Source organism: Methylobacterium longum (assembly GCF_022179385.1).
Classification (GTDB): domain Bacteria; phylum Pseudomonadota; class Alphaproteobacteria; order Rhizobiales; family Beijerinckiaceae; genus Methylobacterium; species Methylobacterium longum.
The window spans coordinates 15,471-26,537 of the sequence record NZ_BPQS01000063.1 but is presented as its reverse complement, the minus strand read 5'-3'; the positions used below and the strand labels follow the sequence as shown (position 1 = coordinate 26,537).

At 63.5% G+C, this 11,067-nt stretch carries 19 protein-coding genes and 1 pseudogene; 10 read left to right on the top strand and 10 right to left on the bottom strand.

Annotated elements, in window-relative coordinates; all coding sequences use genetic code 11:
- Positions 1-463: 463 nt before the first annotated feature.
- Together MFF58_RS28340 and MFF58_RS28335 are read right to left on the bottom strand one after the other, a co-directional pair.
- A complete protein-coding gene (locus tag MFF58_RS28340) occupies positions 464-706 on the bottom strand; it encodes a DUF6522 family protein (RefSeq protein ID WP_283206480.1) in 243 nt (80 codons plus the stop codon).
- Between the two features lie 213 nt (positions 707-919).
- On the bottom strand, positions 920-1,186 hold the full coding sequence (locus MFF58_RS28335) for a hypothetical protein (RefSeq protein WP_238293154.1): 267 nt from the start codon (positions 1,184-1,186) through the stop codon (positions 920-922).
- A gap of 59 nt (positions 1,187-1,245) precedes the next feature.
- On the opposite strand from MFF58_RS28335, the gene MFF58_RS28330 reads away from it, so the two are divergent.
- From MFF58_RS28330 to MFF58_RS28315, 4 genes are all read left to right on the top strand, one after another.
- Positions 1,246-1,413, top strand: coding sequence for a hypothetical protein (locus tag MFF58_RS28330; protein ID WP_238293152.1), 168 nt, complete (start codon positions 1,246-1,248; stop codon positions 1,411-1,413).
- Between the two features lie 216 nt (positions 1,414-1,629).
- Entirely contained in the window at positions 1,630-1,905 is a 276-nt protein-coding gene (locus tag MFF58_RS28325) for a hypothetical protein (protein ID WP_238293151.1), read from the top strand.
- A gap of 1,066 nt (positions 1,906-2,971) precedes the next feature.
- Complete coding sequence (locus MFF58_RS28320) at positions 2,972-3,163, top strand: hypothetical protein (protein ID WP_238293149.1); 192 nt, start codon at positions 2,972-2,974, stop codon at positions 3,161-3,163.
- A gap of 265 nt (positions 3,164-3,428) precedes the next feature.
- Complete coding sequence (locus tag MFF58_RS28315) at positions 3,429-3,650, top strand: hypothetical protein (RefSeq protein WP_238293147.1); 222 nt, start codon at positions 3,429-3,431, stop codon at positions 3,648-3,650.
- A 14-nt stretch (positions 3,651-3,664) separates the two neighbouring features.
- On the opposite strand, the gene MFF58_RS28310 is transcribed toward MFF58_RS28315, so the two are convergent.
- Positions 3,665-3,865: a hypothetical protein gene (locus tag MFF58_RS28310; RefSeq protein WP_238293145.1), complete on the bottom strand. Its 201-nt coding sequence runs from the start codon at positions 3,863-3,865 to the stop codon at positions 3,665-3,667.
- 362 nt (positions 3,866-4,227) lie between these two features.
- On the opposite strand from MFF58_RS28310, the gene MFF58_RS28305 reads away from it, so the two are divergent.
- Complete coding sequence (locus tag MFF58_RS28305) at positions 4,228-4,464, top strand: DUF6894 family protein (RefSeq protein ID WP_238293143.1); 237 nt, start codon at positions 4,228-4,230, stop codon at positions 4,462-4,464.
- 481 nt (positions 4,465-4,945) lie between these two features.
- Here the strand turns inward: MFF58_RS28305 and MFF58_RS28300 are convergent, their stop codons facing one another.
- Entirely contained in the window at positions 4,946-5,314 is a 369-nt protein-coding gene (locus MFF58_RS28300; RefSeq protein ID WP_283206479.1) for a response regulator, read from the bottom strand.
- Positions 5,315-5,794: 480 nt separating this feature from the next.
- Here MFF58_RS28300 and MFF58_RS28295 point away from each other — a divergent pair, with 480 nt between their 5' ends.
- A complete protein-coding gene (locus tag MFF58_RS28295) occupies positions 5,795-6,250 on the top strand; it encodes a Ros/MucR family transcriptional regulator (RefSeq protein ID WP_373323404.1) in 456 nt (151 codons plus the stop codon).
- Between the two features lie 29 nt (positions 6,251-6,279).
- Here the strand turns inward: MFF58_RS28295 and MFF58_RS28290 are convergent, their stop codons facing one another.
- Positions 6,280-6,540: a hypothetical protein gene (locus MFF58_RS28290; protein ID WP_238293136.1), complete on the bottom strand. Its 261-nt coding sequence runs from the start codon at positions 6,538-6,540 to the stop codon at positions 6,280-6,282.
- Positions 6,541-6,615: 75 nt separating this feature from the next.
- Positions 6,616-7,350 carry a PAS domain-containing protein gene (locus tag MFF58_RS28285; RefSeq protein WP_238293133.1) on the bottom strand — a complete coding sequence of 245 codons (735 nt, stop codon included), beginning with the start codon at positions 7,348-7,350 and terminating at the stop codon, positions 6,616-6,618.
- 78 nt (positions 7,351-7,428) lie between these two features.
- On the opposite strand from MFF58_RS28285, the gene MFF58_RS28280 reads away from it, so the two are divergent.
- The gene (locus MFF58_RS28280; RefSeq protein ID WP_238293131.1) at positions 7,429-7,710 is read left to right on the top strand and encodes a hypothetical protein; all 282 of its coding nucleotides are present in this window, start codon (positions 7,429-7,431) and stop codon (positions 7,708-7,710) included.
- On the opposite strand, the gene MFF58_RS28275 is transcribed toward MFF58_RS28280, so the two are convergent.
- Both MFF58_RS28275 and MFF58_RS28270 read right to left on the bottom strand, forming a co-directional pair.
- Entirely contained in the window at positions 7,707-7,862 is a 156-nt protein-coding gene (locus MFF58_RS28275) for a hypothetical protein (RefSeq protein ID WP_238293129.1), read from the bottom strand. The two genes, MFF58_RS28280 and MFF58_RS28275, sit on opposite strands and share 4 nt — an antisense overlap.
- 44 nt (positions 7,863-7,906) lie before the next feature.
- Positions 7,907-8,173, bottom strand: coding sequence for a hypothetical protein (locus MFF58_RS28270; RefSeq protein ID WP_238293127.1), 267 nt, complete (start codon positions 8,171-8,173; stop codon positions 7,907-7,909).
- Positions 8,174-8,418: 245 nt separating this feature from the next.
- Between MFF58_RS28270 and MFF58_RS28265 the strand changes: the two genes are divergently transcribed.
- Entirely contained in the window at positions 8,419-8,646 is a 228-nt protein-coding gene (locus MFF58_RS28265) for a hypothetical protein (RefSeq protein ID WP_238293125.1), read from the top strand.
- A 50-nt stretch (positions 8,647-8,696) separates the two neighbouring features.
- On the opposite strand, the gene MFF58_RS28260 is transcribed toward MFF58_RS28265, so the two are convergent.
- The gene (locus MFF58_RS28260; protein WP_283206478.1) at positions 8,697-9,065 is read right to left on the bottom strand and encodes a response regulator; all 369 of its coding nucleotides are present in this window, start codon (positions 9,063-9,065) and stop codon (positions 8,697-8,699) included.
- 237 nt (positions 9,066-9,302) lie between these two features.
- A complete protein-coding gene (locus MFF58_RS28255; protein ID WP_238293122.1) occupies positions 9,303-9,515 on the bottom strand; it encodes a hypothetical protein in 213 nt (70 codons plus the stop codon).
- Between the two features lie 161 nt (positions 9,516-9,676).
- On the opposite strand from MFF58_RS28255, the pseudogene MFF58_RS32670 reads away from it, so the two are divergent.
- Together MFF58_RS32670 and MFF58_RS28250 are read left to right on the top strand one after the other, a co-directional pair.
- Positions 9,677-9,772, top strand: a pseudogene (locus tag MFF58_RS32670) (IS5/IS1182 family transposase); the annotation flags it as partial.
- Positions 9,773-9,835: 63 nt separating this feature from the next.
- Positions 9,836-11,019 (top strand): IS3 family transposase gene (locus MFF58_RS28250; RefSeq protein ID WP_238293120.1). Its coding sequence is split into 2 segments (ribosomal slippage): positions 9,836-10,121 and positions 10,121-11,019, totalling 1,185 coding nucleotides; the frame shifts between segments, so codons are not numbered across the junction.
- The last annotated feature ends 48 nt before the right edge of the window (positions 11,020-11,067 follow it).

Below are 11,067 nucleotides of genomic sequence, written 5' to 3'. Positions count from 1 at the left end.
CGAACTCGACCACCATCTCTGGAACTGTGGGATCGACACCTTCCTCGGCCCCTACGCCGATAGTACCGGTCCCAGACACCACGTCTGCTGTGAACGGAAAGGCTCGCCTCCTGCGTGCGGAGCGGGGGAACGTCAACCCGATCGCCCATCCACCGCTACCCCCGGTACGACCAAGGTTCGAGACAGAGGCTCGGGCGTACTCGCCCCGACCGGCCAAGGCGCTGCAGTAGCCGAAAAACGATCCTCAACCGGAGCCCGAGGATCCTGTGGCCTCGCCCGTGCTGATGGCCCACTGACGGGTTGGGACGGTCGTCCACCACAGGCGTCGCCATTGGCGTTTGATGCGGGCAGCATAGATCGCAGCACGAAAGCTCGCATCGTAGACGCGGGCACGCCCAGATCAGCTAAAAGTGTTTCTCACAAGTCTAAGTTTTTGATTTTTGTGACATTTTGATTGATAAAACTACATAATTCTTTCGTTAATCAAGTATCCGTCCTCGTCAAAGATGCCTTCCCAGTTCGAGTTGGCGACTTTTATAGTCACGCGTGACCTACCAATATCTGCATCGACGCCTTTCTCGATCCGGCTGGTGACAAGGCCGAGCCTCATTTTCTGCCGCATCAGGCCTGGATTGATCATGAGCCGGGAGTGGAGCTGCGTGGGATCGAGCATCCAGTCGCCGCGCTCGTTACGCTCTAATCGCATGGGGTAGGCCTGATCAGCTTGGCGGCAGATGCGGAGCTGAGAGCAATGTTAGCATATTCGGGTACTGCCTGTGGCAATCAATGTGCAAACCATTGGAAGGCCACCGGAATGGGCGCACAGCGGCGGACCATCGCTCCCCGAGTAGACGTCCGCTTCTTCTATTTTGCTTTCCAAGATCGAACATTCATGAAACCAACCGAAGCAGCCTCAATCTCAGGCCCGTTCCAGCAAATCGACTATCAGTGACCCCGCCGCCGCGATGACGTTGCCGCCCCCGCGCCAGGGCAACACGACCGGCTCGGGGTGCTTCTCGACTGCCACCTCCGGCAGCACGGTGTCGAATACATCGGCCTCGCTGTCTCGGTCGCTGCCACGCATGTAGACGACCTGCGAGCCGGTGGCGTTTTCCGGAGCCGTTAGGGACTGCTCGGCCTCCGCCCCGTCCTCAAGGTCCACATCCCCGTCCGGGCGGTCGAGCACGGCGATGATGTGGTCCGCGGCGTCGATGGCGGGGGCAATCGATCGTCGCCGAGAAGGCCGTGGTTTCAGCTGAAACCGTAAAGCGGCTGGAGAAGCTGGACGGCCCGCTGCTGTCCACAAAGTCGGCCACGATCCATGCGCTTGAAGCTGCATTCCAGGCGGCCGGCGTCGAGTTCACCAACGGCGGCGAGCCCGGCGTGAAGCTGCGCCGTAAGGTCGAGCTCTGACGCCGCGTCGGGAGCGGATCGACGGCACAGCTTCGATGGCGAACTTCACCATCATCGTGACGGCAATCGCAATCCATCGGCTTATGGGCTACGCGCAGTGATCGCTGAGATCGAGTTTCACCAACAGCGGTAAGCCGGCATGAAGCTGCGCCGGAAGGATCCAACGTGATCTCTGCAAGCCCTTCCCCCGCGCGCCTCTCCGAAGCCCACCGTCTCATGGAGGCCGTGGTCGATCAGGTGCTGGAGGCCCAGATAATTGGCCGACCCGTTCCGCAGGAGCAAAGCGAGGCGCTGGTCAAAGCAGCTCTCTTTCTGCGCGAGTGCAATTTGCCTTGGTGGCCGATGCTCACCCAAGCGCTGCACGGTTTAGGTCGCGACACCGACGAGGTGGCATCTGAAGAGGCCACTAAGGCGGAGGCTTTGAAGGATACCGACCTAGAGGGACTGTCGCGGTTTTTCGCAGGCTTCCAGAAGGGGGACGGCGCGTCATGACCGCCGGCCTGGAGTTCATCCCCGAAAACGGCGGCGGGGCTGGGATCCGGTTCCGGCGGAAGGGTTAGACATCGGGGGTTCAGGTCATACCAACAAGCACCTGAAGGCGAAGGGACATCTGTAGGCGCCTTCCACGCGCGACGATAAGTGCTAAGCTTCTGTGTAAAAGCTGACTGATGGGTTTGTGAGACATGTCCCGAGGGCTCGGCACAGAGCAGCGTAGGGTCCTCGCCGCGGCTGTTCGCGACACCACCCGGCATTGGAGACGCGCTGATATTCAGCGCTTTGCTTGGAGTGAACTCGGGCCTGGGGAAGATCCGCAGAAGCTGTTCGACGGTGAGGAACTCACGGACGGGACTTTGAGCCGAGCCCTCGCCTCCCTCGTCAAACGAGGTCTACTTGAGCGCCGCCAGCTTCCAGGCGGCCTGACATGGAAGGCGACGCAGGCCGGCGTTGACGCAGCCTCCGCGTTCGTGCTGGCGTCAGCGATCAACGATCTTGCAAAAGGAGCGGCATGATACGCCGCCCTCAAGCCATCCGGCGCCTCGCAGAAGAAGCCTTGAATGCGATTACGGCCTACAGGGGTGGTGGGGGGGGCAAATAGCGCCTCCACCGTGCTCATGAGACAGAGGCCGACGCTGAAGCCGATCGACCAAAGGAGTAGTTGGGGGTGATCACGGGCCCGCAGCTTCTCGCAGCACGGTTCTCCATCCGTTGGTCGCCTACGAAGTTAGCCGAGCGAGCCAAGGTGCCTCTGAGTGTCGTGGCGCGAGCTGAGGGCAGCCCCGGCGAGCCAGCGGTCACCATCGCGCAGCTGAACGCTCTGATGCAGGCCCTGCGCGGTGCAGGTGCCAGCTTACCGCCTGCCGACCAGCCTTGAGGCGTCCCATAAAAAGCAACCGGTTTTTATTCGGAAATAGGGGCGACCCGAGCCAGGGCACCCATTTGGGCGACCGCTAAAAGGCCCCCTTTTCGTGCGGCCGGGACTGGCCAGAGGACGATGTCGGGTGAGGCTCGAGAGGACAGTGGAGGGCTTCCACCTCAATCCTCGTCGCAGCATCCATCAATGCATGCAAACGGCGCCGTGGTCACTCTGTCGCACAGCACAGAACTCAACCTCGGCCTGTTCGTCCGAGAACTGGGTGGGAGTTCTGTGATCGTGCCTTTGCCGTACATTATCATGCTCACGGCGGCGGTCGGCGCCATCGCGCTCACGATCGCCGCGCTGCCGGCCCTCGACCGCTTCCTAAGGTGGTGAGGCGACCATCCGAAACTTTGCCACCTCGCTGCGGGTTGCCGGAGTGCGATCCAGGTGGAGGATACCGCGGTGGAGTTTGTTGTGATGATCGCCAGCGCGGTCGGAGCTGGGGCTACCATGCTGTTCATGATGCCGGGCCTAGACACATTCTTTTCCTGGTAGCTGGTCGTTTGCGTGCTGTCTCTCAGGCTGCGTCCTGCTCACGCCAGCCCGTGATCGGATCGATCGGCGGGGCCAACGCACTGGGCAAGGCGCCGTAATCACCATGCCGACACCGTCAGAGGCGCACCTTCAAGACCTGCTCGCTCAGGCGGAACAGGATCTCGCCGAGGCCGAACAGCGTCGTGAGCATCAAGCCCGCGTCGTCTCCGACCTTCTCGCTGGTACGGAGGCGCGGACCTATGCCGAGGGGGTTCTGCGCGAGATCGACCGGACCATCGCGTTCATCCGCGCGAACCGCGAGCTGATCAAGCACATCCTGGACTGACCGACATCGATCGATCAGTCCGCGTGGCTGCGCCTCGGCTGCGTCCGCTCAAGCTGCCGAGCTAATCGCTTCAACTGAAGGGTTGGGTTGTCGTCGGAGCCACCTCCGGCGCTGCAGACTGGATACTCCCACTCCTCCAGAAGGTCGATGCAGATCAGCACGATGCCACAGAACAGCGCCACGAAGATCGCCGCCCAAACCACTGTGTCCAGCATGGCCGCCCACCCGGTCCCAGTTCCTTTCCAATCGATTAACAAGCGTAGTTAACGAATGGTTAAGATTGCTCTCTGACCTATCTCTACGGGATCGAGGAGCAAGGTTTCGTTAATCATGAGGCGGCACGGTGTCTCTGCGATCGGCCGCGTGCCGCACGTCGGCAGAGCAGCACCGCCCGGTACACGGTGCGGCCTCGCCGGCGCAGTCGCGCCCGACAGTCCTCACAGTTAGCCAGCTGGAGCCTGCGACTGCTCGGCAAGGCCTCTGATCGTCGGCGATCCCTGCGCTGGGAGAGAGAGGCACGATTGGCGGCGCGAAACCTGCCTGGATGGCGCCGCACGCCGCCGCTGAGATACGCCTCATGCCCCGCTACTTCATCGACCTGCACGACGGGGGCGAGTTGCTTCGTGACAGGGACGGCTACGAACTAGCCGATCTCGAAGCCGCGCGGGCTCAAGCCGTGCGGATCATGACCAGGATCGCTCAGAGCCTCACAGACCGGCCAGGGCGGCAGGACTACGTCGCCGCCGTGCGGGACGCCGAGGGCGCAGTTAGGTGGCGCCTCAGGATGTCGCTCGACGCTGATCCCGTCGAATGAGCGCCCTCGTCGTCACCGTGTACCTGCTGCCTCACCACTCACCTTGCGGCTGATGCCGCGGTCGCGCTGATTTCCCAGCCCCTCCGCTAGCCGCTGCGCAGACTTTTTCTTTACCTGTGCCAGCGTAAGATCAGGTTAGATCCCAGCGTTTGCCTCACAGCCGCGGATCTGATTTAGCCCGCCCGGTCCGCCGCGGCGGGCTTTTTCGTGAAGATCAGGCTTCGATTGGCGTTGTCGAAGATGGCCCAAAGCGCTCGTGCAGTTCAGCCCGGCCTGCATCGGTGATCTGGTACTCGGCGCTCTTCGACCCCGGATCCGTTCGCCCGGTGGCCACGACCAAGCCCAGCACCTCCAAGCGCCGCAAAAAGGCGGTCATTTGATAAAAGCGTGCGCCGGTCTGGGCGAGGGTCTGGAGACGATAAAGGCTCGTAGGCGGGAGCTTATGCATCGTCCGCCTGTGTACCGATTGCTAGGCTTGGCGTCAGTGCAAGCGCAGCACCTGCAGCGCCTTGCGCTCCAGCCGTTCGGCGCACGGCTTGGCGATGAAGTGCGCGGCATCGGGTAGGAGCGCCGCCTCCATAGGATCGCAGCCGGAGCAGACGATGATCCGCGTCTCCGGCCATCGTGCGCAGACGGCGTGCGCGAGATCGCAGCCGTCCATCGCGCCGGGCATGTTCACATCAGTGTACAGCAGGGCAGCGCCGTCGTTGGCCTCCAAGTGCTGGAGCGCGCCGTGGGCGTGCTCCGCCTCCAGCACCTCGAAGCCGAGCCTCGACAGCATGTCGGCCGCCGCTATCCGGACGATCTCTTCATCTTCGGCGAGGACGGCGAGCGGGCGAGATCCTGACATGGATCGTAGAATGCGGGCCGCCGCGGCACGTTTCAGCTTCGCCGTAGATTTTCTCGACGTTGCGACTGACGAGATCCCAGCTTGGGACGAGCCCGCACCCGGCGCCGGCACGTCGCGCTAACCGCAGTCCGCCATCCCGATCTCGGGCAGCGTCGCGTACTGGTCCCTCGCCGTGAGGAACGGCACAAGCCCCGCCAGCCCGTGATTAGATCGGGCGGCGGGGCGAGCCTCCGAGCGCAGAAGTGCAATCCCGGCACCAGCAGCTTCCCGGCTGGAGGTGCAACCGCTCAGCGGATCGGCCGAGCAGATACGCGCATCCATCCGAACCAACGCCTGTTGTCCCTCGGTCTCAATTCCTTGTTTCTCCGTCTCAGCAAGCGCCAAACTGCTCGCATTCTAAAATCACGCGCCTTGACCTCAGATCAACTCGAAGCATTTAGGCGCCTCATCCGAGGAGGTGTGAGCCTAATGGACAAGACAATGGATCTACCGGCCGATGACACCGTCGAGATACCGACTATCGATTACGTAGAGATCACTGCCGACATCGTAAGTGCCTATTTGACAAACAACCGCGTTCAGGTTTCCGAGCTTCCGAGCCTCCTCGCGGGTGTTCACGCAGCGCTCGCTGGCCTTGATCAGAACGCCGAAGCGCCGGACCCTACAGCGCGGAAACTCACCCCGGCTCAGATCCGGAAATCCATTACGTCAGACGCGCTCATCAGCTTCATCGACGGCAAGCCATACAAGATGCTGAAGCGCCATCTCTCGCGCCACGGGTTGACGATCGATCACTACAGGGAGCGCTTCGGGCTGCCGCGTGACTACCCCTCGACGGCGCCCAGCTACTCTGCGGCGCGATCCGATCTGGCACGGCAGAGTGGCCTTGGCCTCAAGCGGCACCCCGGAGAACCCGCATTTGCCAACGACGCGTGACCAAGTCGGGACCATGGGCCCCACCCGCTTCAGGCGAGTGCCTGCGGGTGCAGCGAAGGCGTACCGGAGTACGTGTCAGACTTGAGCGGACAGCCGCTATGGGCCCTCCGGTGCGACATGGTCCGATGAACGGTGGGCGAGCCGTAGGCGCCAAGGATCATCACCTGCCCGTGGCAGGCCGGGCAGCGCTTCACGGCCATGACGTGCTCGGTTGCTGCCTCAGTGAGGCTGACAGCGCGCCATTCACTTCCGATCTTCACTTCGCAGGTCTGCGGCTTGGGCTTCGTCATACCCGCGAGGTGCCATGCTGAGATGATTGCCGCCAGCCCGCAATCGGATCGACCGGCGCGACGGAACGCCAGCGCTCAGTTCATGCGCCTACGCCGGTCCTGAACCTCCTGCTGGGCGAGTTTGCGCCCCAGCGCCATCAGCAGCGCGTCGGCGTGAAGCTTCAGCTCAGGATCCTGCAACTCCACGATCGCGTACTGCGCGGCTATGGCATGGTCGGCCGCCCGGTCCAGCGGTGCTGCGCTTGAGGCGGTCTCGACCTCGCTGAACGTGCCCTCGCTCATCCGCATCCGCGTGATGTCGACCAGGATGCCGCTGCCATTCAGGGGCCTGCCAAAATGGTCGCTGCTGAAGCGTCCGCGCGCCAGCACCCAGCGCGTCTGGCCATCGGCTGAGATCACCCGGTACTCGGTGAGGTAGGCGCTGCCCTCCCGAGCGCTGCGTCGGATCAAGGCAAGGACACGCTCACGGTCATCTGCATGTATGCCGTCGATGTAGGCGGCGAGCGGTGCACCCTCTTCGGCCTGCTCCGGATCGAGGCCGAACAGCAACGCCACGAAGGTGTCTGATCGTATACCGTCCGTGGTAGCGTCCCACTCCCACCGGCCGACCACGTCGAGGGCATCGAGGGCGATCTGGAACGCTTTCGGGCAGGTCTGACTGCTGAAACGCTTGAGCTTTGGCACCGCGATACCCGTGTACGAGCCGGAACCCGGCCTAAGTAATAAACTTATGATTGCATTATCAAGCGGCTTATCCCGAAACGGAACAACTGTTGCGTGCGGATCACTACCCATGCGTGTGAACGGCATTATGAATGCACGCAAGAGGCGGGTCGTAGCTTGTGAGCCTACGGAATGGGATCGAAAGCCCCAATCGCGCGGAAACCGATGCAGGATGGACCGCCTGAGGAGAGCCTCCTTGGCCGGTCGGGTCTCCTGAAAGCCTCAGCGAAGAACCAGCTACTGGGGCGCATCGCCGAGGCGCTGCAGGTGCCCGAAGCCGTGCTGTACAACCCGCCCAACGCCGTCGATCCGCAGATGCATGCCACTGCCGAGGCTGCTCTCTCCATCGAAGGCGCAGAGCTGCTGCGTGCCTACATGCGCATTAGCGATCCTGAGGAGCGGCGTCGCATTTTGGCCCTCGTAAAGGCCGCGGCCGAGCGCGCCTAAGCGGACGCCACGATCAGCCGGTTGCGAGCCTCGCTCAGCCGCTCCTCGTCCGTGTGCACCGGCATGTCAGCGACGACATTCTCGACGACCTGCCCCGTGGCCGCGTCGTCCAGGCCAAGCCCACGGGCGAAGCCATTGAGGCGGCGCATCATGTACTAAATCGCGGCACGCTCGTGCGCCGCTTCAGGATCGTCGCTCATCCCTCGACCGGGAAGCCCATGATGACGGCGGTCATCACCATCGTGCGCCGAAGGCCCGGTGAGGTCGCCTTGTCCGCCAGCAGCATCTTGGCCTGCGGGTGCATGTCGATCGCCTTAGCGACGTCGATCCGGTGGCCGGACGAGAACACGAACGGATTGGCGCCTTCGTCCTTTAGGTAGGCTTCCGTCGCGGCCTGGATCTCCTCATCCATGACCTCGGACTTCCGGAGCAGGTCGCCGACGCTGGGGATCTCTTTGGCCATGACGGAGAGCTATCGCGGACTTCAGACCTCGTCCATCGCCGGACAACATTGCAACCGACGCTCGCCGAGCGCATTCTGCCTTCAGTCGCGCGTGGTCGGCTCTCGTCCGAAGCACCTCAAAGCCAGTGCGCCCATCGCCATCACGGCACCGGGTTAGCGCCAGAGGGTCAAGCGAGCCGCGACCACTTTCCCTCAATCCGCGTCCGTGCGCCGTCCTAGCGCGCGTTTCGCCGTGGAGGCCGGCCATGCGCTCACGCACCCAGCAACAGTCCGCCCGCCTGCTCGTCGAGATCGCTCCTAACGAATTCGTTCTGCAAGATTATGTCGCCTTCAACCCGGACATGATCACCGGAGCTGCAAACCTTCTTCGGATCCGGCTTCGCGAGCTACTAGGCGGACTCTCGCCGATCATGAGCGAGGACACGCTGCTAATCATGTGCCGTGAGGTTATCGCCGAGGATCGTCCTCGATAGCCGTTGCGCTGACCGGGCGGCCATATCATCACGGCCCGGGCTCGTGCGGATCAGTGTAGCCGCAGCACCTGCAGCGCCCTTCGCACTAGCCGCTCGGCACACGGCTTGGCGATGAAGTGAGCGGCCTCCGGCAGGAGCGCCGCCTCCTCGCGAGCGCAGCCTGAGCAAACGATGATCCGCGTCTCGGGCCAACGTGCAGAGACGGCACGCGCGAGATCACAGCCGTCCATCGTGCCGGGCATGTCGATGTCGGTGTAGAGCAGAGCGGCGCCGTCATTGGCTTCCAGGTGCTTCAGGGCATCATGCGCGTGCTCCGCCTCCAGCACCTCGAAGCCGAGGGCGGATAGCATCTCGGCAACCGCCATGCGGATGATCGCTTCATCTTCGGCGAGGACAGCGAGGGGGCGAGATCCTGACATGCATCAGAAAATCCGCACAATCGTAAGTTGTTTCAGCGTAGCAGTTTCTTCCCGACATCGAGGTTGACGAAATCTGGATATGGGACGGTTTGGCACTGGAGGCTGGCGGGTCCCGCTAACCCTGGTCCGCCAGCCTGCCACTCGGGCCGCGTCGCGTTCTGGCTCTCACCGTGAGGAACGGCATCGAGCCCCGCCAGCCCGTGATCAGATCGAGCGGCGGGGCCGATCATCCGGACCTCAGTCCTTCATTGCCGCCACGATGCGCGCGATCTCCTGCACGCTCTCCTCGATGCGATGTGTGTGAAGCAGGACGGTGGCAGCGTCCTCATCTCCCACGTGATCGTCGGGCCACCAGCGGCCATCCTTCATCTCGCCCAGCAACTCGCCGATACGATCGAACTGCCGCCTGAGCGCAGCCACTGCATCTTCGCAGGCTTCGTTCTCGGGCATGGCATCACCTCCCGTTCAAGCGCCAATCCTGCGGCTGCGCCCAAGAGCACTGGATAGGCGATCTCGCCACCATCGGCCCTTATTGGCTGGGTCTACGCCCCGGCAGAGCTTAGAGCACCTAACAAAACGGCACCGTGAGGGTCGGCGTGCGTTGGTGTGGCATGGCTCGCGCGCTCCTTCCCGACGATCTCTGGGACGAGATCGCCCCACTGCTTCCGCCTCCTTGGCCGCGTCCGAAGGGCGGGCGACGGCCCATCGTGATCCTCCCTCGTCCTCGCGGACACGTCTGATACGCTCATGCTGAGCGGGGAAGGTGTCGGATGGCGAAGACGAGACGAGAGTTCACACCCGAGTTCAAACGCGAAGCGGTCGCCCTGCTGGAGAGCAGCGGCCGGCCGCAGATGCAGGTCGCGGCCGAGCTTGGGATCCAGCCCTCGATGCTGAGGCAATGGCGCGCCACGCTGAACGGGACCTCACCCGGGTCGCGGTTTGCTGGATCGACGGGCGCCTCGCCACCAAGCCCAGTTGCGTCCCCGTCTGATCAGGCCGCCGAGATCGCCCGACTGCGGCGGGAGCTCGACCGCACGCGCATGGAGCGCGACGTACTAAAAAAAGCCATCGGCATCTTCGCGGAGATGCCCAAGTGACCTTCGCCTTCATCGAGCAGCATGCGCGGACCTGGCCGGTGCGTCTCATGTGCCGCGTGCTCGGAGTCTCACCCAGCGGCTTCTACGACTGGCGGTCACGGCCAGAGAGCGCCCGCTCGGCCTCCAATCGCCAACTCCTGGACGACGTCCGGCGCATCCATGCCGCCCACCACCGACGCTATGGTGCCCCACGCGTGCATGCCGCCCTGCGAGCCGAGGGCCGGTCCGTCAGCCGCGGGCGGGTGGAGCGACTCATGCGCCGGCATGGCATCCGCGCCCTGGCGGGGCGTCGGTTCCGGCCCTGCACGACCGACAGCCGTCACGATCTCCCCATCGCGCCCAATCTCCTCAAGCAGGACTTCTCAGCCGCGCGACCCGACACGGTCTGGCTGGCCGACATCACCTACCTGCCGACCGGCGAGGGCTGGCTGTACTTGGCCGCCGTCCTCGATCTGGCCACGCGCAAGATCGTCGGTTGGTCGATGCGCGATCACATGCGCGCCGAGCTGAGCGTAGCGGCATTGATGATGGCCGCCCAGCGGCAGCGGCCGGCCGCAGGGCTCATCTGCCACTCGGATCGCGGCAGCCAGTACGCAGCCGAGGCCTATCGGAAGCAGCTCGCCGCAATGGGGGCCAGGCCGTCCATGAGTCGGACCGCCTGTTGCTACGATAACGCCCCGATGGAGAGCTTCTTCCACACGCTCAAGGTCGAGCTCGTCCATCAGCGACGATGGGCGACCCGAGATGAAGCGAGGCGCGATCTGTTCGCCTACATCGAGGGCTACTACAATCGGCAACGCATCCACTCGGCACTCGGCTATCTCACGCCCGAACAAGCCGAGAGAACCGCGAAATGATCTCCCTGTGTCCGCGACACCGAGGGAGGATCAAGCCTGTCGTCCCCT

Bases quoted from the DNA above. Each gene is read 5' to 3' on its own strand.
- MFF58_RS28270 (WP_238293127.1), bottom strand. From the start codon at position 8,173: ATGGCCAAAGAGATCCCCAGCGTCGGCGACCTGCTCCGGAAGTCCGAG.
- MFF58_RS28300 (WP_283206479.1), bottom strand. From the start codon at position 5,314: ATGTCAGGATCTCGCCCGCTCGCCGTCCTCGCCGAAGATGAAGAGATC.
- MFF58_RS28290 (WP_238293136.1), bottom strand. From the start codon at position 6,540: ATGACGAAGCCCAAGCCGCAGACCTGCGAAGTGAAGATCGGAAGTGAA.
- MFF58_RS28295 (WP_373323404.1), top strand. From the start codon at position 5,795: ATGGATCTACCGGCCGATGACACCGTCGAGATACCGACTATCGATTAC.
- MFF58_RS28280 (WP_238293131.1), top strand. From the start codon at position 7,429: ATGCAGGATGGACCGCCTGAGGAGAGCCTCCTTGGCCGGTCGGGTCTC.
- MFF58_RS28315 (WP_238293147.1), top strand. From the start codon at position 3,429: ATGCCGACACCGTCAGAGGCGCACCTTCAAGACCTGCTCGCTCAGGCG.
- MFF58_RS28340 (WP_283206480.1), bottom strand. From the start codon at position 706: ATGCGATTAGAGCGTAACGAGCGCGGCGACTGGATGCTCGATCCCACG.
- MFF58_RS28320 (WP_238293149.1), top strand. From the start codon at position 2,972: ATGCATGCAAACGGCGCCGTGGTCACTCTGTCGCACAGCACAGAACTC.
- MFF58_RS28285 (WP_238293133.1), bottom strand. From the start codon at position 7,350: ATGCCGTTCACACGCATGGGTAGTGATCCGCACGCAACAGTTGTTCCG.
- MFF58_RS28325 (WP_238293151.1), top strand. From the start codon at position 1,630: ATGGAGGCCGTGGTCGATCAGGTGCTGGAGGCCCAGATAATTGGCCGA.
- MFF58_RS28275 (WP_238293129.1), bottom strand. From the start codon at position 7,862: ATGATGCGCCGCCTCAATGGCTTCGCCCGTGGGCTTGGCCTGGACGAC.
- MFF58_RS28310 (WP_238293145.1), bottom strand. From the start codon at position 3,865: ATGCTGGACACAGTGGTTTGGGCGGCGATCTTCGTGGCGCTGTTCTGT.
- MFF58_RS28305 (WP_238293143.1), top strand. From the start codon at position 4,228: ATGCCCCGCTACTTCATCGACCTGCACGACGGGGGCGAGTTGCTTCGT.
- MFF58_RS28265 (WP_238293125.1), top strand. From the start codon at position 8,419: ATGCGCTCACGCACCCAGCAACAGTCCGCCCGCCTGCTCGTCGAGATC.
- MFF58_RS28260 (WP_283206478.1), bottom strand. From the start codon at position 9,065: ATGTCAGGATCTCGCCCCCTCGCTGTCCTCGCCGAAGATGAAGCGATC.
- MFF58_RS28255 (WP_238293122.1), bottom strand. From the start codon at position 9,515: ATGCCCGAGAACGAAGCCTGCGAAGATGCAGTGGCTGCGCTCAGGCGG.